Origin of the sequence: Clostridium sp. CM74B_53, from assembly GCF_036318045.1 — a bacterium.
Taxonomy (GTDB): domain Bacteria; phylum Bacillota; class Clostridia; order Lachnospirales; family Lachnospiraceae; genus Pilosibacter.
Window position 1 is genome coordinate 192,494 of the sequence record NZ_JAWQDE010000005.1, and the last position, 20,393, is coordinate 212,886.

Annotated in this window: 23 protein-coding genes and 2 pseudogenes; 23 read left to right on the forward strand and 2 right to left on the reverse strand. The window is 47.3% G+C overall.

Annotated elements, in window-relative coordinates:
* Window position 1 precedes the first annotated feature (1 nt).
* Together V2546_RS06280 and V2546_RS06285 are read left to right on the forward strand one after the other, a co-directional pair.
* Window positions 2-265 carry a hypothetical protein gene (locus V2546_RS06280; protein WP_329751846.1) on the forward strand — a complete coding sequence of 88 codons (264 nt, stop codon included), beginning with the start codon at window positions 2-4 and terminating at the stop codon, window positions 263-265.
* Between the two features lie 92 nt (window positions 266-357).
* A complete protein-coding gene (locus tag V2546_RS06285) occupies window positions 358-786 on the forward strand; it encodes an MmcQ/YjbR family DNA-binding protein (RefSeq protein ID WP_329751847.1) in 429 nt (142 codons plus the stop codon).
* A 239-nt stretch (window positions 787-1,025) separates the two neighbouring features.
* Here V2546_RS06285 and V2546_RS15675 read toward each other — a convergent pair whose 3' ends face one another.
* On the reverse strand, window positions 1,026-1,247 hold the full coding sequence (locus tag V2546_RS15675) for an ImmA/IrrE family metallo-endopeptidase (protein ID WP_331465280.1): 222 nt from the start codon (window positions 1,245-1,247) through the stop codon (window positions 1,026-1,028).
* A 1,235-nt stretch (window positions 1,248-2,482) separates the two neighbouring features.
* On the opposite strand from V2546_RS15675, the gene V2546_RS06300 reads away from it, so the two are divergent.
* From V2546_RS06300 to V2546_RS06405, 21 genes and pseudogenes are all read left to right on the forward strand, one after another.
* Window positions 2,483-3,097, forward strand: coding sequence for a class I SAM-dependent methyltransferase (locus V2546_RS06300; RefSeq protein ID WP_117760435.1), 615 nt, complete (start codon window positions 2,483-2,485; stop codon window positions 3,095-3,097).
* Window position 3,098: 1 nt separating this feature from the next.
* A complete protein-coding gene (locus V2546_RS06305; protein ID WP_329751848.1) occupies window positions 3,099-3,710 on the forward strand; it encodes a class I SAM-dependent methyltransferase in 612 nt (203 codons plus the stop codon).
* 22 nt (window positions 3,711-3,732) lie between these two features.
* Window positions 3,733-4,419 carry a class I SAM-dependent methyltransferase gene (locus V2546_RS06310; protein ID WP_329751849.1) on the forward strand — a complete coding sequence of 229 codons (687 nt, stop codon included), beginning with the start codon at window positions 3,733-3,735 and terminating at the stop codon, window positions 4,417-4,419.
* Complete coding sequence (locus V2546_RS06315; protein ID WP_329751850.1) at window positions 4,416-5,177, forward strand: hypothetical protein; 762 nt, start codon at window positions 4,416-4,418, stop codon at window positions 5,175-5,177. Before V2546_RS06310 ends, V2546_RS06315 begins: the two co-directional genes overlap by 4 nt.
* 95 nt (window positions 5,178-5,272) lie before the next feature.
* Window positions 5,273-6,136 carry an MBL fold metallo-hydrolase gene (locus V2546_RS06320; protein WP_329751851.1) on the forward strand — a complete coding sequence of 288 codons (864 nt, stop codon included), beginning with the start codon at window positions 5,273-5,275 and terminating at the stop codon, window positions 6,134-6,136.
* Window positions 6,133-6,834: an L-2-amino-thiazoline-4-carboxylic acid hydrolase gene (locus tag V2546_RS06325; protein ID WP_329751852.1), complete on the forward strand. Its 702-nt coding sequence runs from the start codon at window positions 6,133-6,135 to the stop codon at window positions 6,832-6,834. Before V2546_RS06320 ends, V2546_RS06325 begins: the two co-directional genes overlap by 4 nt.
* Window positions 6,834-7,004 carry a hypothetical protein gene (locus tag V2546_RS06330; RefSeq protein WP_329751853.1) on the forward strand — a complete coding sequence of 57 codons (171 nt, stop codon included), beginning with the start codon at window positions 6,834-6,836 and terminating at the stop codon, window positions 7,002-7,004. Before V2546_RS06325 ends, V2546_RS06330 begins: the two co-directional genes overlap by 1 nt.
* Before the next feature lie 11 nt (window positions 7,005-7,015).
* Window positions 7,016-7,858 carry a class I SAM-dependent methyltransferase gene (locus V2546_RS06335; protein ID WP_329751854.1) on the forward strand — a complete coding sequence of 281 codons (843 nt, stop codon included), beginning with the start codon at window positions 7,016-7,018 and terminating at the stop codon, window positions 7,856-7,858.
* Window positions 7,855-8,613: a 2-dehydropantoate 2-reductase N-terminal domain-containing protein gene (locus V2546_RS06340; RefSeq protein ID WP_329751855.1), complete on the forward strand. Its 759-nt coding sequence runs from the start codon at window positions 7,855-7,857 to the stop codon at window positions 8,611-8,613. Before V2546_RS06335 ends, V2546_RS06340 begins: the two co-directional genes overlap by 4 nt.
* Window positions 8,614-8,776: 163 nt before the next feature.
* Window positions 8,777-9,415 carry an L-2-amino-thiazoline-4-carboxylic acid hydrolase gene (locus V2546_RS06345; protein ID WP_329751856.1) on the forward strand — a complete coding sequence of 213 codons (639 nt, stop codon included), beginning with the start codon at window positions 8,777-8,779 and terminating at the stop codon, window positions 9,413-9,415.
* 120 nt (window positions 9,416-9,535) lie between these two features.
* Window positions 9,536-9,925: pseudogene (locus tag V2546_RS06350) on the forward strand (ATP-binding cassette domain-containing protein); the annotation flags it as partial.
* 225 nt (window positions 9,926-10,150) lie between these two features.
* Window positions 10,151-11,509, forward strand: coding sequence for an MATE family efflux transporter (locus V2546_RS06355; protein WP_329751857.1), 1,359 nt, complete (start codon window positions 10,151-10,153; stop codon window positions 11,507-11,509).
* A gap of 3 nt (window positions 11,510-11,512) precedes the next feature.
* Complete coding sequence (locus V2546_RS06360) at window positions 11,513-12,340, forward strand: MerR family transcriptional regulator (protein WP_329751858.1); 828 nt, start codon at window positions 11,513-11,515, stop codon at window positions 12,338-12,340.
* 12 nt (window positions 12,341-12,352) lie between these two features.
* Window positions 12,353-12,685, forward strand: a complete 333-nt coding sequence (locus V2546_RS06365; protein ID WP_329751880.1) for a hypothetical protein — start codon at window positions 12,353-12,355, stop codon at window positions 12,683-12,685.
* Between the two features lie 398 nt (window positions 12,686-13,083).
* Window positions 13,084-14,424 (forward strand): MATE family efflux transporter, encoded by a 1,341-nt coding sequence (locus V2546_RS06370; protein WP_329751859.1) that lies wholly within the window; start codon window positions 13,084-13,086, stop codon window positions 14,422-14,424.
* Between the two features lie 19 nt (window positions 14,425-14,443).
* A complete protein-coding gene (locus tag V2546_RS06375) occupies window positions 14,444-14,647 on the forward strand; it encodes a hypothetical protein (protein WP_329751860.1) in 204 nt (67 codons plus the stop codon).
* Between the two features lie 936 nt (window positions 14,648-15,583).
* The gene (locus V2546_RS06385; RefSeq protein WP_329751861.1) at window positions 15,584-16,543 is read left to right on the forward strand and encodes a MarR family transcriptional regulator; all 960 of its coding nucleotides are present in this window, start codon (window positions 15,584-15,586) and stop codon (window positions 16,541-16,543) included.
* Window positions 16,527-17,285: a hypothetical protein gene (locus V2546_RS06390; RefSeq protein ID WP_329751862.1), complete on the forward strand. Its 759-nt coding sequence runs from the start codon at window positions 16,527-16,529 to the stop codon at window positions 17,283-17,285. Before V2546_RS06385 ends, V2546_RS06390 begins: the two co-directional genes overlap by 17 nt.
* A gap of 416 nt (window positions 17,286-17,701) precedes the next feature.
* Window positions 17,702-18,295: a sugar O-acetyltransferase gene (locus tag V2546_RS06395; protein WP_117472610.1), complete on the forward strand. Its 594-nt coding sequence runs from the start codon at window positions 17,702-17,704 to the stop codon at window positions 18,293-18,295.
* Between the two features lie 138 nt (window positions 18,296-18,433).
* Window positions 18,434-18,901, forward strand: coding sequence for an HIT family protein (locus tag V2546_RS06400; protein WP_117471164.1), 468 nt, complete (start codon window positions 18,434-18,436; stop codon window positions 18,899-18,901).
* A gap of 324 nt (window positions 18,902-19,225) precedes the next feature.
* Window positions 19,226-19,363: pseudogene (locus tag V2546_RS06405) on the forward strand (DUF6061 family protein); the annotation flags it as partial.
* A gap of 56 nt (window positions 19,364-19,419) precedes the next feature.
* Here V2546_RS06405 and V2546_RS06410 read toward each other — a convergent pair.
* Window positions 19,420-20,322, reverse strand: a complete 903-nt coding sequence (locus tag V2546_RS06410; protein WP_215703394.1) for a TlpA disulfide reductase family protein — start codon at window positions 20,320-20,322, stop codon at window positions 19,420-19,422.
* Window positions 20,323-20,393 lie beyond the last annotated feature (71 nt).

A 20,393-nucleotide genomic window follows, 5' to 3' on the forward strand; every position in this document is an offset into this window, starting at 1 on the left:
TATGGCACAATCGACGGTTCATGGACGGGACATTGCTGCAATCTGCCAGATTCTGCTTCCTCGCTATAAAAACGTGAAGCTGCTTCAGGGACTGACTAACAACAAGCCGGATTTCAGAATTCAGGTGAAAGGTTTGTTCGGAACGGAAGAGAAACGGTTTGAAGTGGTTGGCGATGATAAGAAAAGACTAGCAACCAAAAAGAAATCTGATCTGGGCTGGATTGATCAGCTGGAAGAGATAGATGCTGCGCTCGATGATTTCTGATATCAATGCAGTGCGTAGCGGTATCTGAGGGAAAACTTTGTGCAACAGGTTGTTGCACAAAGTCACACATAAAACAGCGGGGAAGCGATGGAATGACACGACAAGAATTATTTACGTGGATACGCCAGCAGTACGGCACAGAACCGGAGTACCCCTGGCATGACTGGAATGCTGTGCTGCGGCACAACGACAATAATAAATGGTATGGTGTAGTTCTGGAGGTATCGGCTGATAAGTTGGGACTGCCGGAGGCAGGCATCATTGATGTTCTCAATGTGAAAAGTGACCCATTGCTGATCGGCTCTCTTCGCGGGCAGGACGGCTATTTTCCGGCCTATCACATGAACAAGGAAAAATGGCTCAGTATTCAGCTCGGCAAACCGGAGCTGGATGATGCCATCAAAGACCTGCTTTCTTTGAGCTATGAGCTGACAGCACCGAAAAAGCTTAAACCAAAATCATCAGCAAAAAATCCGGGAGATTCCGCAAATGGCAAAGAAAAAGAAACTGACGAAGGTTGAGCGAAAGGAAACATGCCTCCGAAAAGGCAAGCAGTGGCTGCTCACCTATACCGGATCACCGAAAAAGATGAACAAGCATTACCGGGAACGCTTTCATGTGGATGCCGTGACTGCCGCTAAAGATTTGCAGGAGCTGGGGTCAATTATACACAGGAGCAGCTCTGGAAATAATTGTGCAGACGGCATCTGCACAATTTGCAACAAAAAAGAGGAGCCGGTCAAGGCTCCTCGAAGATACGTTATTTCAAAAAGTTGCTCTTATGTTCCAGTGCATGCAGATTATAGCCAAGTGTAGCCAGGTGCGCTACCTTCAGCGCAACCAGATTGATGTCGGTGGACATCGCACTGGCAATCTGCTCGGCGGTGTATCCATATTCATAGATGTAGCGAAGGACTTCATCGCTGTCCATCAAGATCTCCGCTGCTACGATGTTGGCTTCATATTCCGGTTTGGATTTCATATCGTAGAGCATGAATTATTCAGGAAAATAAAGCGATTTCGCTTAATCACCCGGTACATTCCCTTCGGGAAACCAAAATTTTCGCAAAGCATGACATTGATACCAAGCTGCCTTGCAATATCAAAAGGGTCTCTGGAACCGCAGCGTTTTACCAGTTTCTCACCGACCCGTGAAAGCTGTTCCGCATTCATCATACCACATCCAGTTTACAGTATAGCGAAAAGTGTGTACGATAAATATCACTGATCGGATTTTTTACGCCTCGTTTTCGGAGCGTATTTTTTATTGTTCTTTTTGGCAATCCAGTAGGCATCGGTCAGAGCTTTATAAGCTCCTTCGATGGCATCTTCGCTTAATTCGCCGCCAGCGAACATACCGGTCACTTCGCTGACCAGTTCTTCAATATCTTTCGCTGCTTTTGCGCCGCCTTTTTCATGAGCTTCTACGACATAGGTGCCGCTGCTTCCCAGCAGGTACTCGGAGCCTCTGACCTGTTACGAATGGCGTTTTTATGACAAGGATCAGGTAAAAATAGATACTTTCTGTGGTGTCTTTGATGTTTCGAGATCAGCAGCAGCTATCCGCTTGGAACAACTGGGCTATCTGAACCGGAAAAAGGATTATGAATATCGTGATCCATTGGAGGTGTGGCCATGAGTAGGAATATCAGAGTATCGGAACCATCTGCGGAAATGCAGATTAAAATCATCCGGGCAAAGGATGCAATCGCTTCGCAAAAGCCCAGGACTGTCAGGTGCCCTTATTGCCGACACAATTCAATCTCGAATTGTCCTGCATCCTTCATGTCAGCACGGATTATCTTCTGATGGGCAGCGAGCCAAGCAAAGAGGAAGCCAAAAATGATCTTCTGAGCATTATTTCGGAGCTGTCTACGATTGCGAAGAAAATCTAATCGTGCTCTGCGTTTGGAAATGACAAAATAGAGATACTATACCATTGCAAAAAAGAAGTGAGAACGATATAATATGGATAAGAAGGCAAAAGTCACCGCAATGGTGTGAAAATAGATTTTGGCTGTTTCCATAAGGAATAGATCGAGAGGCGTTATCCTCAGTGGCTGAAAACACAGATGTGTGATGCTTGCAGCAAGCTATTTGTATAAGCCGAAAGGCCGCAGAAATGCGGCTTTTCCTAAATACATGAGTTAGTCGAACCTAACTTACCAATGTGCGCGTGCTTGTTAGATAAATCTAACTATAAAAGGAGAGACAGCAATGCGAGAACACAAGAATTTCTGGGACAGAAATGCAGGTCTGTATGACTGCTTTATGCGAAAAGACAGGGCAGTATACGAGAAAATGTATGAGCTGATCCGTCCGGTCGTGAAAGACAAAACAGTGCTGGAGGTGGCTACCGGAACGGGACTGATCGCCAAGCACATCGTAAAAGCAGCGGCACACATCGAGGCGACGGATGCCTCTCCGGAAATGATTACAGAGGCCAAACGGGGGAATTACTCTGCGAAGCTGCGTTTTTCCGTGCAGGATATGTTTTCTCTGCCATACGCGAGCAAATCATTCGATGTTGTAATCGTATCAAACGCACTGCACATTGTGCCTCAACCAGAAAAATCACTGCGAGAGATCAAACGGGTGCTGAAGGATGACGGTGTGCTGATCGCGCCTACCTTTACGCACGCAGAAAACTCATTTCCCGGCAAGGTCAAAGCCTTTTTCATGAATCTGGCAGGCTTTCCTCTCCACAGCAAGTGGACGAGTGAAGAATACCTAAAATTTCTGCAACAGAATGATTGGACAGTGCGAAAAAGTGTTGTTCTAAAGGCCTCTTTTCCGCTGACCTATACGGAATGTGTGAAATCGGAGGTGTGATATGTCCTTCTTTAAAAACACCCGAAAGCCCGTAGGCTTTGGAGGGAAGATCATGGTTGCTATGATGAACTTTGGGCACAGCGCAATGGCAGAATGGGGGCTGCGCTTTTTACAGCCTGCCCAGGATGCCATGGTGCTGGACTGCGGCTGCGGCGGTGGGGCGAACATCAAAACGTTGCTGAAACTGTGTCCCAAAGGCAGGGTGCAGGGCATCGACTACTCGGCTGTCAGCGTGGAAAAAGCGCGAAAAGTCAATGCCAGAGCCATTGCGGCAGGACGGTGTACCGTGCAGCAGGCAAGCGTGGCAGAGCTGCCGTTTGAAGCGGAGCAGTTTGATGTGGTGACCGCCTTTGAAACGGTCTATTTCTGGCCGGAGCTTGCGCAAAATTTCAGAGAGGTCTATCGGGTGCTGAAGCCCGGCGGGACTTTTTTCATCTGTAACGAAGCAAACGGCGAAACAGCAAAAGACGACAAATGGACGCGAATCATTAACGGTATGACCATCTATACGGATGCTGATCTGAAAGTGTATCTGGAGCAAGCGGGCTTTGGCAGGGTTCAGAGTCACAAAAATAAAAAGGGCTGGCTGTGCGTCACAGCGCAAAAGCGGTGAAATAGTGTAAGGAGGACGGAGCATGGAACGAAAAGAAGCAATCCGCGGTGCCTATCGGCTGACAGGCGGCAACAATTTTTATGATGGTATGATCACCTGCTCCACCCTGAGCGGGAAAGCGGTGTGCCGTCTGGTGTGGGACATGAACAAGGTGGAAAACGATGCCTATCTGGAAAAGGCACTGTCCGGCATCCCGGAGCATTTTTCTGGCAAGCTGCTGGAGGTGCCGGTGGGAACCGGTATTCTGACCATGCCGCTTTACAAGACGCTGCCCAATGCGGACATCACCTGTCTGGATTACTCAGCAGATATGATGGGACAGGCGCAGGAAAAGGCAGACCGCCTGCACCTAAAAAATGTGACCTTTCAGCAGGGGGATGTGGGCACACTGCCTTTTTCGGACGGTGCGTTTGATATTGTTTTGTCGCTGAATGGCTTTCATGCGTTCCCGGATAAAGAGGCCGCTTATCGGGAGGTTTTTCGGGTGCTGAAGCCCGGCGGAACCTTCTGCGGCTGCTTCTATGTGGCGGGAGAGTGCAAGCGGACGGACTGGTTCGTCCGGCACGTCTACGAAAAGACGGGGTTCTTTACACCGCCCTATGAAACGACCGCCAGCTTGAAAAAACGGTTGAAAAAACGGTACGCAACCGTAACACTGGGAACAGTGAAGAGCATGGCATGGTTTGCCTGTCGGAAAGGACTACGATGAAATTTAAGACATTTGGAAATCGGAATGATCCCGCTGTTTTGTTTTTTCATGCAATGGGCGTGACGGGGGAGAGCAGCGAACCGGTCGCGAACTATTTACAGGATCGGTATTTCTGCATTTTACCCACCTCCACCGTGTACTGCAAAGGGCAGAAATATGTCAGCAAGGCGGACGAGGCTCGTCAGGTGGAAGCATATCTGAAATTGCAGGGAGTGGAATACCTTGAACTGGTTGTGGCTTCTTCGATCGGTGCCGATCTTGCCATGGCGTTTTTGACAAGCACGAAGCTGCCTATTGGACACGTTTTTTTCGACGGCGGGCAGTTTGCACAAATCGGAAAAGGCACGCGCCGCATGATGACGCCGTTTTTGTATCTGGCTATCAAGAGCCTGTATTGGTCGAAAGGCGGCACACTGAAAAAGATCCTGTGGTGTGATGATGATTCCATAAAGTCGTATTTTATAGCCGCAGGGAAAAATCTGACCTATACAAATTTGCGGCGGCATATTTTGGACAGCTTGGAGGATAAAACCTTTCCGTCCCTTCCCGAAGAACTGCAAAAGCATATCTATTTCGAGTTTGGCAGCATAGAAGATCATTTCAAATACCGTCAGGCGGTGATGAAAGCCTATCCCTGCGGCAATTATCCCGTGTTTGAAGGATACGATCATATGCAATATCAGATTCGTGAGCCGAAAGGCTTTGCTGAAATGCTGACATATATCGCCGAGCATGACAGTATGCCGAAGCTGCCCTGAAAGTATATCTGGAGCAGGCAGGATTTTGTCAGATTCAGAGCCACAAAAACAAAAAGGGCTGGCTGTGCATCGCAGCACAGAAATGAGGTGTAATCATGTCGAAAAAAGCAACGGAATTTCAAAGAAAAGCAATGAGCCGGATGTACCGGGGCAGGGAGATCTTCAAGCCTTTGAACACCGGCTGGATCGATGAGGATGTCGCCTGCGTGCGGGAGTGGGTGGCAAATATCTTCTTTTACCACAAGGGCGATACCACCATTATGATCGATGCCGGATACAACTATGACCGGTTGGCAGAGAAGATGCACTGGCTGGGGATCGACCCGCATTCTATCCGGCACATCCTCATCACCCATCAGGACACCGACCATGTGGGTGCGGTGGAGGCTGACAGTCCGGGATTGTTTCGGGATGCAAAGCTGTACATAGGCGAGGTTGAGAACCGGTATCTCACCGGCGAGGTGCGGCGAAAAGTCATCTATCATCTCTATAAATTGCCGCAGGTCACGATCAACAGCGAAAAGGTACTGCTGCACGATGGGCAGGTACTTGACATTGACGGCATCAAAATCGAGTGTTTTCTCGTTCCCGGTCATACCTGGGGACATATGGTCTACCTCATTGACGATAAGTACCTTTTTACCGGTGACACGCTGTGGTTTGGCGCGGACGGCGGCTACAGCTTCATTTCCTCGCTGGCGGAGGACAATAAGCTGGCTGTGCAGTCACTGGCGGAGCTAGAGCGGAAACTGCGCGCACGTGGGCTGCATCCATATTTCATCACCGGTCACACGGGATGGACGGACAATTTTGCCTTTGCGTTTGCCCACAAGGACAAGCGCTGTTCACCATTCAAAAAACGAGTACACGACCCATCGGCGCCCTATGATGCCTACGACGAATCGGACGACACCGAAGAAAATGCAAAGAGCGGTTTTCTGAAAGGTGTGGGAAGATGAAGGACAGCGAATTACAAATTGACCGTAGCTGCCATGTGCTATACTCCAAAACCTGCAAGAAGGAGATACAGTCGAAAATCGCCCTGCATTACCCGGAAGCGGAGCGGGAGATGATATGGGAAAAGGTGCAGCGGCAGTATGTAGATTTCCTTTCGGACTGGCGCAAAGATCTGGGCGGGAAACGGAACTTTCACAACGGCGCAGGCGGCACCTATGACTGTATCGCTATCATGAGCTACTATGTAGTCTGTAAACCGGTTACATCCTTCCGTGAGATCGAGGAAATTGAGGAAAATCTGATCCTGCCGTCCTTCCGCAAACTGAAATTCGTGAACTGTAATAAGCCGTTCTGGAAAAAACTGATGCACATGGCGTTTCTACGGGCAAAAGCGGGCTGTGACAAGTGGCACGATTATGAAATGACGGTGGCTCCTTACGAAAAGAACAAGCCGATCTATTATGAATTTACCGCCTGTCCCGCAGCGGAATTTGCTATCAGAAACGGCCTTACAGAGATCATGCCCGCCCTGTGCAATGTGGATTTTGCAGCGATGGAGCTGCTTCACGCAAGGCTGGTGCGGACGACCACTTGCGCGAATGGCTGTAAGTGCGACTACACCATCTGCGGCGATAAGGATCCATACGTAAAGGAACATTCCGAATACCGGGATGAAAACGGATACAGGAGGAATAAGTAATGCTTTTACAGGTGATTCTGGAAGGTTTTGGGCTGGGGGCACTGCTGCTTATTGTCTGTGCTGTGGGCATCTGCAAAGGGGCTGTTGGGATGGTGCATCTTTACAGCCCGGCGGGCATGGCAGTCATAGCGATGGCGCTGGCGGCAATGATGACTATTTTTACTCACTGAGGGAGGAACCTATGAAATACAAAATCGAGAAAAACACCGTGCAGGAGACGTTGATCCTCCCGCTGTATTCACGGAAGCTGTGTACAGAGCTGTATCCGAACCTTTACCGGGACGAAATAGCGGTGCGCCTGATCGATGAAATTGACTACGACTTTTCAGAGGCAGAGAAAAATTCCCGCAGCCTGATGCAGCGTTTCGGTGCGCTGGAGGTCGCCATGCGGCAGAATGACCTTGCCTTTGAAGTGCAGGCGTACCTGAAAAATCACCCCTGCGCGGCAGTGGTCAATCTGGGCTGCGGGCTGGATAACACCGGTAGAGCCTGCGACAATGGCAGATGCAAGATCTACAATCTGGACTTCCCGGATGTGATCGCCTTGCGGCAGCAGCAGCTGCCCGCCGGGGAGCGGGAGCAAAACATCCCCTGCGACCTGAAAGACCCCGCATGGTTTGACAAGATCGAGGCCTCCGGCGGGGCGGTGTTTTTTGCCTCCGGGGTGTTCTATTACTTCTTGACGGAGCAGGTTCGGGAACTGGTGCAGGGGATGGCGGACGCTTTCCCCGGCGGAGTGCTGGTCTTTGATGCTGCCAACCGTACGGCGGTGAAGATGATCGCCAAAACGTGGCTCAGGACGGCGAAAATCAAGGATGTGGGAGCATATTTCGCGGTTTCGGATGCGAAAAGCGAGCTTTCCCCATGGGACAGCCGTTTGCAAGTATCCAGCAGGGGCTATATGATGGGTTACAACGACCTGAAAGACCCTTCCGTCAGCGGCTTTTTCCGATTTCTCGCCAAGGTCGGGGACAACGGGATGAAAATGCAGATCGTGAAGATCAGATTTGGAGGCAAGCTATGAAAATTCTGGTATATGGTGCAGGCGTTCTGGGGTGCAATCTGGCAAGAAATCTGCTGCGCGCCGGAAAGGATGTCACTCTGCTTGCGCGGGGAAACTGGGCTGCGGAGATCAAGCAGAACGGCCTGCGGATCATGGATAAGTTTTCGCTTTACACCTCGGTCAGTCGCATTCCGGTGGTGACTGAACTTGCACCGGATGCAATGTACGATGTGATCTTTGTGATCCTGCGCTATACACAGCTGGATTCCGTTCTGGACACGCTGCGGGCGAACCGGACAAGGAACATCGTTTTTGTGGGGAACAATGTGCAGGCGAGGGCGCTGGCGGCGGCACTGCCGGAAAAGAACGTCCTGTTTGCCTTTGCGCTTTCTGCCGGGCATCGGGAGGCTGACCGGGTGGTCTCCATCGACCTGAAAAAGATCACCATCGGGCAACTGACGGGTGCAACCTCCAATAAACAGTTGATCGGGCGCATCTTCCACGGCACAAAATATAAGGTTGTTTACGAGCCGAACATGGAGGACTATCTGCTCTGCCATGCCGCGTTTGTGATGCCTGCGGCCTTCGCCTGCTATAAGACAGACGGCGACCTGAAAAAGCTCAGGGGAGATACCGCGTACCTGAACCGTGTGCTGGATGCCAACATCGAGGATACCACGCTATCCGAGATGCCGGGCACACCATTCTGCCCAAGGAGGATGCAGACTTTGAAGGGGAAAAGTACCGCAAGACCTGCCTGCGCTTTTTCAAGCTGATGTGCACCACCTCGCTGGGGAAACTCTGCGCCTCCGATCATGCTATGAACGCCATCGACGAAATGAGTGCGCTGAACAGGGATCTCAAAAAGTTTTTCGATGAGCATGGTGCAGCCTACCCAGTGTGGCAGGCGCTGGAAGCGGAAGCCGGGAGGTATCTGCGATGAAGTATGCCGGAATGCCCTTTGGGATGTGGGTGCTGTTTGCTGGCTCCTTTCAAAAGCAGCTGATCGCGGTGCTGGGCTATGATGCAGACACCGCAAGAGCCATCGCGAAAAAGGCAAAGCCGCAATACCGGCAGATCATCTGCAGGCTGCCGGAATTTGAAAAGGCCGACCGCTTCAAAATGAATCTGGTCAACTGCGCCATGATCGGGGCGTTCATTCTTTCCATGCCGCAGCGCCCGGAGGTGGACAGGCTGACGGATTACTATGCAAGATCCATGATGACTGCGCCCATGCAGTGGTTCTGCCGCAAGAGCGGAAAAAGTAAGTATACCCCAAAGGATATCGCCGCAATGAAAGCCACCGCCGCTCTGAAAGCCGCCGACCGCAACCCCTACTCGTGGAACATGGAGTTTTACGAATACCCGGATGGCAGCGGCTACGTGGGACGCTTTACCAAGTGCGGCATCTGTGTGCTGATGAAGGAGCTGGGACTGTACGACCTGACCCCTGCTTTGTGCCATCTGGACTACACCATGAGCGAAGCGGGCGGTGTGACAAATTTTGTGCGGCAGTACACCCTTGCTTCCGGCGGGCCCTACTGCGACTGCGGATACAAAAAGAAGAAAAACAAATAGGAGGAGCGCACGATGCTTGTCAAGTCGATAACAGAGAAAGAAATCTACGATATCGGCCACGCTTTCGGCTATTATGACTACGGACAGGAAACGGGAATGTCTGCTGCCTTTTCCGGGAAAGATGCCACGGCAAACTATATCTGCGCTTATGTGCGCGGAGTGCTGCGGAGCGGCTTTCTGCACACCACCATCGGCGAGAACGGCTGTGCCCTTTCCGGCGGTGAGCTCCAGCGTATTTCCATCGCCCGCGCTTTCCTGAAGGATGCGCCTATCATCCTGCTGGACGAAGCAACCTCCAGTCGTCTGGATGTGGAGAACGAAACTGCCATTCAGGAAGCACTGTCACGTCTTATCAAGGATAAAACAGTTCTCATTATCGTTCACCGGATGCGTACGGTTTCCAGTTCGGATAAGATTGTGGTGCTCAAAGATGGAACGGTAACCGAACAGGGATCGCCGGCACAGTTACTGCATGATGGCGGCATCTTTGACCATATGGTACAGCTCTAGACTAAGAGTCAAGGCTGGTCGTTGACCAAGGCATAACAGAGAAGGATAGCGAAACGGTCTGAGTCCTGTGCACAACACGAGATATTCTCAAGAATTTGCGTGAAAAAAATAAACTTACAAAAAGTCATTTGAACGGTACTACAAAATGAGAAAAAGCGCTTGACTCTACATCTGTTGTAGATATTATAATATTGGTAGTTTAACAAAAAAGAAGGATTAGGCAATATGGAAAAGAACCTTACTACCGGCAGTGTGTTCAAAAATGTTGTATTATTCTCATTGCCGTATCTGCTCTCGTATTTTCTTCAAACGCTCTATGGCATGGCTGACCTATTTATCATCGGACAGTTCGAGGGTGTAGCCAGTACTACCGCTGTTTCTATCGGCTCACAAGTGATGCACATGTTTACGGTTATGATTGTAGGGTTATCGATGGGAACAACCGTCAGCGTCGGTCAGGCAGTGGGGGCAGGAGATCGAAAACAGGCAGCGCATAACATCGGGAATACGGTAATATTGTTTCTGGTGGTTTCCATTGCACTCACGGCCATCCTGTTATCCCTTGTTCATCCCATTGTCGTTGCCATATCTACGCCAGCGGATGCAGTGAGCGGTACGGTCACCTATTTGACCATCTGCTTTATCGGGATTCCGTTTATTACATCCTACAACATCATCAGTTCTATTTTTCGAGGGTTGGGCGACAGCAAAAGCCCGATGTGCTTTATTGCCACAGCCTGTGCTGCCAACATCGCTTTAGACTATCTTTTTATGGGTGTGCTGCACCTTGGGCCTGCGGGCGCAGCCCTTGGTACAACTCTCTCTCAGGCAATCAGTGTAGTTGTTTCCCTTACCGTTATTTTGAAACGCAGGAGCATTGTTCTGAAAAAAAGCGACTTCAAGCCTTGCCGTGCGGTCATGGGGAAAATTTTGGGGATCGGCATCCCGATTGCGTTTCAGGACGGCCTGATTCAAGTTGCTTTTATTATTATCACGATTATTGCCAATCAGCGTGGACTGAATGACGCAGCGGCAGTCGGGATTGTGGAGAAAGTGATCAGTTTTCTCTTTTTGGTCCCCTCCTCTATGCTGTCTACCGTTTCTGCCTTGGGAGCGCAAAATATCGGTGCGGGCAAACCGGAGCGGGCCATTCAAACGCTGCGCTATGCGGTGATGCTCGCCGCAGGCTTTGGCGTGCTTGCTTCTATCGCGATCCAGTTTACAGCGGAAGGCATCGTTTCGCTGTTCACTGATCCCAGCACTGCGAACGGAGCGGCGGTGGTCCGTTTCGGCGGCCAGTATCTGCGTGGTTACATTTTTGACTGTATTTTTGCTGGCATTCATTTTAGTTTTAGCGGCTTTTTTTGCGCATGCAGGAAATCCGGCCTGTCGTTTTTACACAATATTCTCGCCATTGTATTGATGCGTGTGCCTGGCGTTTATGTGACCTCAAAATTATTCCCGGCAACGCTTCTCCCGATGGGACTGGCTACCGCGGCAGGCTCACTGCTATCGGTCGTGATCTGCCTAATCGCCTTTGGAGTCATACGGCGCAAATCAACGCTTGTTCTGGTGGAGGAGTAAGATATGGATCGGAAAAATATCTTCCCAATAGGTGAAGTGTCAAAATTGTTTCATATCAGTGTTAGTAGTTTGCGGCACTATGAACATATCGGTTTGCTTACACCAGAATACATTTCCTCAGATTCTGGCTATCGTTACTATGGCACCGAACAATTTGAAGTACTCAACACAATCAGGTATTTGCGGGCATTGGATATGCCTTTGGCCGAGATTGAGGACTTTCTCAAAAATAAGGATATCAGCCGTATTGAGGAAAAGTTGTTACAGCAAAAGCATGCAGTCCTGAAAAAGCAACAAGAATTACAACGTATAGAACAAAAGATTAACCACCGCTTAAATTGGCTGCGAGACGCACAAAGTGTGCCTTTGGATACCGTTTCCTTAATAGAGCTTCCGTCCTGTCGCATTGTTTGGGTAGACGCTCCACTGAAAATAGATGGCTCTCATGATATGGAAGTGCCGATTAGAAAGCTGGATCAATCTGATGCCGAAGCCGTTGTATTTCTTGGAAAGGTCGGACTTGGCATTTCCGCGGAACATTTGCAGCAATCAAAAGTAAATCGATATGACAGCATTTTTCTAATACTGGATCAAGAGGACATTTATACAGGTGAAACCATTACTCTTCCCAAAGCACTTTGTGTACGGCTGCGTTTTCGAGGCAGTCATATAGAAGCTCCAGCGCACTATGAAAAGCTCCTTGACTACATCACAAAAGAACAGATACAGATTGTTGGTTTTTCGCGAGAAATCACGCTCATAGACTATGGCATTACTAATGACAGTGAAAAATTTGTGACTGAAATATGTATTCCGGTCAAGTGCAGATAAGAAGGGCATAAAATGAGATTCGTTGTTAAAAAAGAAATTTTTGAAGAACTGCCGAGTGCCTGTTTTGGTGTTGTTATGGCAAAAGGCATTGATAATAATAACGCATACCCAGAGATTGAACAATTTTTAGATGAAAGTATCCAAGCTGCAATGCTGCGTTTTGAGGGAAGAAAAGTCAAGGAAGATCCGGATATTTTACCATATCGAGAAGCATTCCGAGCCTTGAATATCCTATCTAATATCGTACTGAATGAATTGGACTGGTGGGTGGCCTCCCAATGGGAGAACATGCCCACTCACTACGAGTACAAAACCAGACAGAATTTCTCATGTGCCATAAAGTAACACAAAAAACAACAGACAGCCGCCACAATTCCGTAATGATTGATGCTTGACAGACTCCTTCAAGCTCGCTATAATAATAAACGCAAAATTTTAGTGGACTTTTCCGGATTCGGTCATCTTTTTGCCACACAGCTATCTTGTGATAGTTGTGTGGCTTTTTTGTTGCCTGTATCTCGGAAGTATTAGCAGAATGGAGGACTATATCTGTATGGAAAAAAATTTTTTGTCTCTTATCAAGACGTGCCGTAGTGTACGGACCTATAAATCGGAATCTGTCCCTTCCAAGGCTTTGGACGCTGTACTGGAAGCAGGGACTTATCCGGCTCAGGAAGCCGGTCAGCCCGCAGCACGCAAACAAAACTATATTGTTCGGACAATTTGTGGAGAAGAGGGAAAGTATGCAGACCAATAACAAAATGGCGGTTGCGCCCGTTGGAAAACTCATCTGGCAAATGTCGATACCGCCGCTGATTTCCATGTTTCTGCAATATTCCTATAATCTGATAGACAGCGCGTTTGTAGCGCGGCTGAGTGAAAATGCTTTGACGGCGGTTTCCCTGTCGTTTCCCATTACAACTTTGATGAATGCGACATCTATCTGGATCGGTGTCGGCGTGAATGTGCTGATAGCAGGATATCTTGGACAGAAAAAGCAGGATGATGCAAATACAACCGTCACACATGGATTGTTGCTGGCCTTTGGAATTGGTGCTTTGCTCAATCTTCTGGCATTACTGATTATGAAACCCTATTTTCGGGCATTCACCAATAATGAAGAAATTTATCAGCTGAGCATCGCCTATATGAGTGTGTGCTCCTTCATGCAAATTCCCAACATGGTGCATATCGCAATCCAGAAGATGATACAGGCTACTGGGAACATGGTTGCTCCTATGTGGTTCCAGATTGCAGGAGTGGTCGTTAATTTTGTATTTGACCCACTCCTAATTTTTGGTATTGGTGTTTTTCCAGCTATGGGAATCCGTGGCGCTGCGGTGGCTACTGTTACGGGCTATTTGTTATCCATGATTTTGGCATTTGCCTTGCTGCTGGGCAAAAAGCAAAAAGTGCGGATAAAGATCAAAGAATTTCATATACAAAAGAGGATGATTGCCCGTATATTCGCCCTTGGCTTACCATCTTTCATTATGAATGCCCTCAGTTCGTTTATGGTGACATTCGTCAATCTGTTTCTGGTAGCGTATTCCGATACGGCGATTGCATTCTTCGGTGCGTATTTTAAGGTGCAGCAGTTGATCGTTATGACGGTAAACGGCTTGATTCAGGGCTGTTTGCCTATTATGCGGTTTAACTACGGTGCGGGAAACAGAGATAGGCTGCACTCCGCTTTCCGATACGGAACCGCTTTGGTCTCCGGTATGATGATACTGGGAACATTGACCGTCAACTTCTTTCCGGCGCAGCTTTTGGAATTATTTACAGCGTCGGAAGCCATGCGCTCCTTTGGAATATCCGCTATGCGAATCATGGCGGCAAGCTATCTGTTTTGCGGTCTCTCTACTATGATTTCCACCTATTTTCAGGCTACGGAAAAAGTAGGTTCCAGCATGGCAATCCAATTATGCAGGCAGATGCTTTTCCTTGTTCCCGCCTTATGGTGTCTGGACAAATTGTTCCATCTGAACGGAATCTGGCTTGCATTTCCGGTTGCCGAAACTGCCACTTTGCTCGTTGCTCTTGTGATGATGGCATGGCATCGCCGCAAAAATATCTCATAACGTGTTCCAATGAGGAGAAATGATGAACGATACTTTTAACGGTGCAGATGTCCATGATGTTGGATATTTCCTCCGCCATGACCACCTCGTCCGTCTGCTTGTAGGCATTTGCCAATTTGTCCTTGATGATGTCCAGAGTAAAGAAAAGCTGGTTTTGCCGGATAAGTTCCTCGTATCGCTGGACATAGCCGGATTTGCGGACAACAACAGGCTGAGGGAATAGTTCTCCACCACGGGAGATGGATGTGCATTTTCTGACCGCACGCAGGGCAGAAAGGAACCTCGCCTGTTCCAGTTCTCCGTGCAGCAAGTAGACCTTCCGGCCTGTCTGGGCCATCTCTATGGTGGTCATGGAGTTATGAAATCCAGTTAGACCAGAGGGCAAATGAATGTACTGCATACAGCAAGCTGACCGGCGATAACAAGGAATTGCTCATCATACCCGGTGCAAACCACACCGACCTTTATGATCAGATGGAGATCATTCCGTTTGAAAAGCTTAACTCATTCTTTACGGAGTATTTGAGATAAAGCGGCATATTATGTGTTTTTAAACATCTGGAGGAAGGCGTATATCAGGTTTCTGCTGTTTCTGCATCGGATGTACTGAAACGAAATACAGACTCTTTACGCTGTGCGGTCGAGAATGATGTGTTTGCCTCGCTTCCGCAGGATTCGCTTTTGAACGAGTTGGAAATGGGGGATTGGGTGCAATATAACTGCTGATGGCGTTGAATCTTGGTGGCTAACTTGGTGGATATCTTGATGGGTGTCATCCTCTAAGTTACCATGGGTTGTGTCATAGGACTTATCATTGGCTGTGCCCATGATAGAGTGATCATGAGTGATTTGCTGATCGAACTGTCCTGTATGCAGGATTGGCCTGGAGCACAGGAGACTGTGCAGGAAATCCTGAAAGGGGACGAGTAGAAAAAAGAGCAGCTGCATGAGCAGGAAGTGCAGAAGGAAGAAGAAAATAGACAGAGCAGTTGATGATGGAATGTCCGGTGCAGTGTGGGTGTAATGCTCATGTTGCATCGGTTTTTTGTAAAAATAATTTTTAATAATGTTGATTTTTAACTGCTCTTAACTCAAATATTGCATTTTAACTCAAAAAGAGTTATAATACAGAAAAAGAGTTAAGATTGCAGGTGATGACATGGAATATCTCGATAAAGTTCTGGGAGTCAAGGTTACCTATGATGATGTAGAGTTTAAGCATTTGCCCAATTTTATAGCCACAAGGTACCGTTTACAGATGGTGTCAATGAATGAACAGAAAATGATTTTTCTTTATCCTAAGACAGAACTGGAGCAGATTGAAGTACTGAAAAAACATATTGCTCGGATACAGAAAAATGAGAACTTGCCTGTTGTGCTGGTGCTAAAAGAACTTAGCTTTCGCCAGAAAGAATATTTGATTCGTGAGAAGATTCCATTTATTGTAGATGGAAAGCAAATTTATTTGCCCTTTATGGCAGTGTATTTGCAGGAACGGTGCAGCGCCGAAAAAAAGACAAGGGAAGAAATGCTTCCATCGGCGCAGATGCTTCTACTGCATTTCATTTATGGAGGCGCACAGGAACTATCTACAAGTCAAGCTGCGAAGGACTTGGAACTGACACCTACTTCTATATCAAGGGCATCAAGACAGCTTGAAGAAATGGGATTGCTGCATATCAGAAAAGTCGGTGTGCAGAGGATCATGCAATCTGAGGATTCTCCGAAAACACTGTTCCAAAAAGCAGGAGATATGTTGCTGAATCCAATAAAACGAACGGTTTACATTCCGAAAGAATTGGTGGGAACAGAGCTGTTGGAAAGTGGATATTCGGCGTTGGCAGAGTATTCCATGTTGAACACACCGAATGTCAGATGTTATGCGGCAGAAAGAATCTCTCAATGGAAAGATGTTATGACCAATAGCTTGCAGAATTCGTTGGTGCAAGTGGCCGTAGAGATGTGGAGATACAATCCACGAAAATTGTCCACGCGAAACATTGTAGATGAGCTTTCGCTGGCATTGGCATTGAGAGAAGATGCAGATGAACGGGTTGAAGAAGCAGTAGAAGAAATGTTGAATGAACTGTGGAGAAAGATAGATGGTTACAGGAATTGATAGCTTTAAGGAATGGTTCAAGGGCAGTGAAGAACAATATGCTATCATTGGTGGAACTGCGTGTGACATTCTGATGACGGAGGAGGGACTGGACTTCCGTGCGACAAAGGATATTGACCTTGTTTTGATTATAGAAGCAGTTGACGCAAATTTCGGAAAGAAATTTTGGGAATATGTAAAACAGGCGGGATATGAGCATTGCAACAAAAGTTCGGGTGTGCCGCAGTTTTATCGGTTTAGTCACCCGATTACAAATCAGTATCCTGCAATGATTGAACTTTTCACGCGAAAGCTGGATGCCATCCAACTTCCAGAAGATGCAGTGCTAACACCGTTACCGATGGATGAAGATATTTCGAGTCTGTCTGCTATTCTTTTGGATGATGATTACTATGAATTTTTGAAGCAGGGGAAAGTCACCGTTGATGGAGTGACTGTCTTGGATGCGGCATATTTGATTCCGTTTAAGGCAAAAGCGTGGATGGATTTGACAGATCGTAAGGCCGCAGGAGAACACGTTGATAGCAAAAATATCAAGAAACATAAGAATGATGTTTTCCGTCTGACGGAGTTGATTGATCCCACCGCCAAGGTAGTGGCTCCCCAAGGAGTTTATGCCGATATTCAAGAGTTTGTCCAGCGTATGAAAAATGAAAACGTGGATATTAAACAGTTGGGGCTGGTTGGCAGAACAAAGGAAAAGATTCTGGAAGAATTAAAAGCAATGTACGAGACACCTTAATATAGATATTTGAACAGACAAGGGCATGTCAGCAAGGATTCGATTGACTTGACCCAATAACAATCAGAGAATAAAAACGGAAAAACTGTTTTTAGATGATGGAACCCCATGAAAATACTCTGCATCACAGCACAAAGACTTTGATGCATTGGCCGTGACTCAAATGGTCACCAGGAGATAAACGGATAACAGTTTACAGAACACAGAATAGAATCGTCTTTGATGCCTCGTTGGGAAACCAACGGGGTATTTTTTTGCCTCAATCCGGCTGCACAGAGCACTGAAAAAACCAAAACGAACAGTAGGTAGTCCTGCAAGCGGACAAACAAATGAGGGCGGGAAGAGCAGCCTATTACACACCGACAGAGAATGTGGTATAATCCTTGAGAAAACACTGTATGGAAAGGACAAACACGATGAACGCTCTGGATATTATGAAACGCCCTGCCGCCTACGTCAGCGGCTATGAAAACACCCCCACGGAGGAACAGAACCGTGCAAAGCAACTGTGCTGGGAGTACAACCGCACCGCTCCCAACGAACAGGAAAAGCGGCGCAGCATCCTGCAGACCCTGCTGGGCACATGCTCTCCCATGACCGGCATTCAGCCGGACTTCCACTGTGACTATGGCTTCAACATCCATACTCACGGCTTGGCGGTCATCAACTATAACTGTGTCATTCTGGATACCTCTCCGGTAAACATCGGAGCAGGTGCCTTTATTGCCCCCGGTGTATGCCTTGCCTGCTCCGGTCATGCCATCGACCCGGAGCAGCGCAGCCACGGCATTGGCACCTCAGCACCTATTACGCTGGAGGAAAACGTCTGGATCGGTGCAAATTCCACCGTCTGCGGCGGCGTTACCATCGGGGCAGGCTCGGTTATCGGGGCGGGAAGCGTCGTCACCCATGACATTCCCGCCGGTGTCATCGCTGCAGGGGTGCCCTGCAAGGTGATCCGCCCCATTACCGAAAAAGATAAGTTCAAGCCGGAGGATATTCTGTTCTGAGAAATTCAGATCGAAAACGCTGAAAAAACATACGCACAAGCTCTCCGGGGACATTTTTGTTTTTCGCCATGCTTTTCTGCGGGGAGAAGGCATGGCATACTGGGAACGACAATTCGGAATTTGTGGAGGAGAATATTTATGTGTTTTGTATGTGACAGGATTAAAGAAACTAGAGTTGGCAACAACCCATTTTTTGTAAAGGAACTTGAAACAGGATATGTGGTGATTGGGGATTATCAGCATTTTAAAGGGTATACTTTGTTTCTATATAAGACCCATGTTGTTGAATTATTTGATCTTGATGCAGAAGTGAGAGCAAAGCATTTATATGAAATGACACTTGTTTCTGAAGCCGTAAAAAAAGCTTTCGGAGCACAAAAAATGAATTATGAATGTTTGGGAAACGGGGATGGCGGAGCACATATTCACTGGCATTTATTTCCGAGGATGACCGGCGATATAGAGAACTATGGAAACAACGGCAGAGGACCTGTTTGGTGGTACCCGAGGGATAAGATGTACGCTGATGATAACAGACCTAGCGCTGAGGAACTTGAAGAACTGAAAAGTAAGCTTCTTTGCGAACTAGACAAACTGTTGATGTGAGACAAATTCCGATTGAGATTTCACCTGTTTTAAGAAATTTAATAACTGTTATATTTTGTTATTAAATTCTCCGCAAACCATTGAAAACACTGGATTTGTCGCAGGTGAGCTTTCCCTTATTGTTTCCCTTGCGTTATATCGTCCCACCAGTGTTTACGAACTCTGATAAGGGAAAATACAAGGGCACAAGAGGTCCGGTGGACCTCTGCTCTGTGCCGACCGAAGCGGCAGCGGAGACCAAAAAAATTATATAAAACAGTATAACACAAAATAAAAGTGACATGGTGAACTGATTGAAATGCTTCTGATTTTTGTAGCAAATAAAAGAATTTGAGAACCACACCCGGATCAGATTGTGCATTAAACACACTTGCCATTGATGAACCACTAGAATATGCGAGACTGTATCTTGATGGGAATTTACAGATGTGGGTAGATGCAGAAGATTCCTTGACATTATAGTAATGTTCAGAAAAAGCTCTCTGTGCAATGCACAGGAGCTTTTTATATGTAGACCTCTATTTATTTGTGCTGTCTGCATCAATTACAGACTGAATCTGCTTCATAAGGGCATCATAGTTGTCCTTGTTATCAATTCCGCCGAGCATTGGTTCGCCTACAATATTGCCATTTCTGTCAACAAGTATAGTTGTTGGAAAGGCCATGATTTCTGAGGCATATTTACCGGCAGCACTAGAGGAGTCAATTGACAGATTACGATATTTGACACCCTGGCTTTCAAGAACAGAGGCAGCCTCTTTGATAGCTGTTTTATTGCCATCGAAGGTCTCAGTGTTGATGCCAACAACTTCTCCGCCCATTGATTTGATAGCATCATTTAATTCGTTAAGCTTGGATAATTCAGCGACACATGGTTTGCAGCCGGTAAACCAGAAATTGACGACTGTTACTGCATTACCGGAAAACAGGCTGTCATCAACCTTATTGCCATCAAAATCCTCACCGGAAAAATCACTGAATACAGATGAGGCTTTAGAGCTGTCCTTCTTGTTATCGTCTGATGATGTATTTTTGTTTTCAAGCTCTGCTATCTGTTCCTCGATTTTTCGTATGGTTTCAATATCCTCATTAAGTGTTTTAAGCTCATCGTCTGTGAATGAATTCTTGTTTGATTCTACGGTACCGACAAGATAATCAGCATAATTTCCGTTTGGATCGGCGTCACTTTTGTTCATCATGCCAAATGCCTTGTTCCACACATCAGCGTGATCTGCAAAAAGTTGATTTTCCTGCTGATATAAATCATCAAGCCTGGAATCTGATTTGCCAGATGCTTCTGAGCCGGCTTCAGTCTGAGTGTTCTTAGAATCTGTTGTGGAAGCTTGCTTTATGCCACATGCTGTAAGTGATAATGCTATGCAGAGTGTAAAAATAGAAATAAATGATAATTTGTTTTTCATGAGTAATTTCTCCTTTAAAATAATAGTAAAATGGTAACTTTTCAGTAGGTCTGCGCACATGCTGCGCTGAC

Coding starts and splice junctions, on each gene's coding strand:
- V2546_RS06390 (WP_329751862.1), top strand. CDS start 16,527: ATGGTTACAGGAATTGATAGCTTTAAGGAATGGTTCAAGGGCAGTGAA.
- V2546_RS06330 (WP_329751853.1), top strand. CDS start 6,834: ATGCTTTTACAGGTGATTCTGGAAGGTTTTGGGCTGGGGGCACTGCTG.
- V2546_RS06410 (WP_215703394.1), bottom strand. CDS start 20,322: ATGAAAAACAAATTATCATTTATTTCTATTTTTACACTCTGCATAGCA.
- V2546_RS06345 (WP_329751856.1), top strand. CDS start 8,777: ATGAAGTATGCCGGAATGCCCTTTGGGATGTGGGTGCTGTTTGCTGGC.
- V2546_RS06320 (WP_329751851.1), top strand. CDS start 5,273: ATGTCGAAAAAAGCAACGGAATTTCAAAGAAAAGCAATGAGCCGGATG.
- V2546_RS06355 (WP_329751857.1), top strand. CDS start 10,151: ATGGAAAAGAACCTTACTACCGGCAGTGTGTTCAAAAATGTTGTATTA.
- V2546_RS06370 (WP_329751859.1), top strand. CDS start 13,084: ATGCAGACCAATAACAAAATGGCGGTTGCGCCCGTTGGAAAACTCATC.
- V2546_RS15675 (WP_331465280.1), bottom strand. CDS start 1,247: ATGAAATCCAAACCGGAATATGAAGCCAACATCGTAGCAGCGGAGATC.
- V2546_RS06375 (WP_329751860.1), top strand. CDS start 14,444: ATGATGAACGATACTTTTAACGGTGCAGATGTCCATGATGTTGGATAT.
- V2546_RS06360 (WP_329751858.1), top strand. CDS start 11,513: ATGGATCGGAAAAATATCTTCCCAATAGGTGAAGTGTCAAAATTGTTT.
- V2546_RS06325 (WP_329751852.1), top strand. CDS start 6,133: ATGAAGGACAGCGAATTACAAATTGACCGTAGCTGCCATGTGCTATAC.
- V2546_RS06365 (WP_329751880.1), top strand. CDS start 12,353: ATGAGATTCGTTGTTAAAAAAGAAATTTTTGAAGAACTGCCGAGTGCC.
- V2546_RS06395 (WP_117472610.1), top strand. CDS start 17,702: ATGAACGCTCTGGATATTATGAAACGCCCTGCCGCCTACGTCAGCGGC.
- V2546_RS06315 (WP_329751850.1), top strand. CDS start 4,416: ATGAAATTTAAGACATTTGGAAATCGGAATGATCCCGCTGTTTTGTTT.
- V2546_RS06305 (WP_329751848.1), top strand. CDS start 3,099: ATGTCCTTCTTTAAAAACACCCGAAAGCCCGTAGGCTTTGGAGGGAAG.
- V2546_RS06300 (WP_117760435.1), top strand. CDS start 2,483: ATGCGAGAACACAAGAATTTCTGGGACAGAAATGCAGGTCTGTATGAC.
- V2546_RS06280 (WP_329751846.1), top strand. CDS start 2: ATGGCACAATCGACGGTTCATGGACGGGACATTGCTGCAATCTGCCAG.
- V2546_RS06385 (WP_329751861.1), top strand. CDS start 15,584: ATGGAATATCTCGATAAAGTTCTGGGAGTCAAGGTTACCTATGATGAT.
- V2546_RS06310 (WP_329751849.1), top strand. CDS start 3,733: ATGGAACGAAAAGAAGCAATCCGCGGTGCCTATCGGCTGACAGGCGGC.
- V2546_RS06335 (WP_329751854.1), top strand. CDS start 7,016: ATGAAATACAAAATCGAGAAAAACACCGTGCAGGAGACGTTGATCCTC.
- V2546_RS06400 (WP_117471164.1), top strand. CDS start 18,434: ATGTGTTTTGTATGTGACAGGATTAAAGAAACTAGAGTTGGCAACAAC.
- V2546_RS06285 (WP_329751847.1), top strand. CDS start 358: ATGACACGACAAGAATTATTTACGTGGATACGCCAGCAGTACGGCACA.
- V2546_RS06340 (WP_329751855.1), top strand. CDS start 7,855: ATGAAAATTCTGGTATATGGTGCAGGCGTTCTGGGGTGCAATCTGGCA.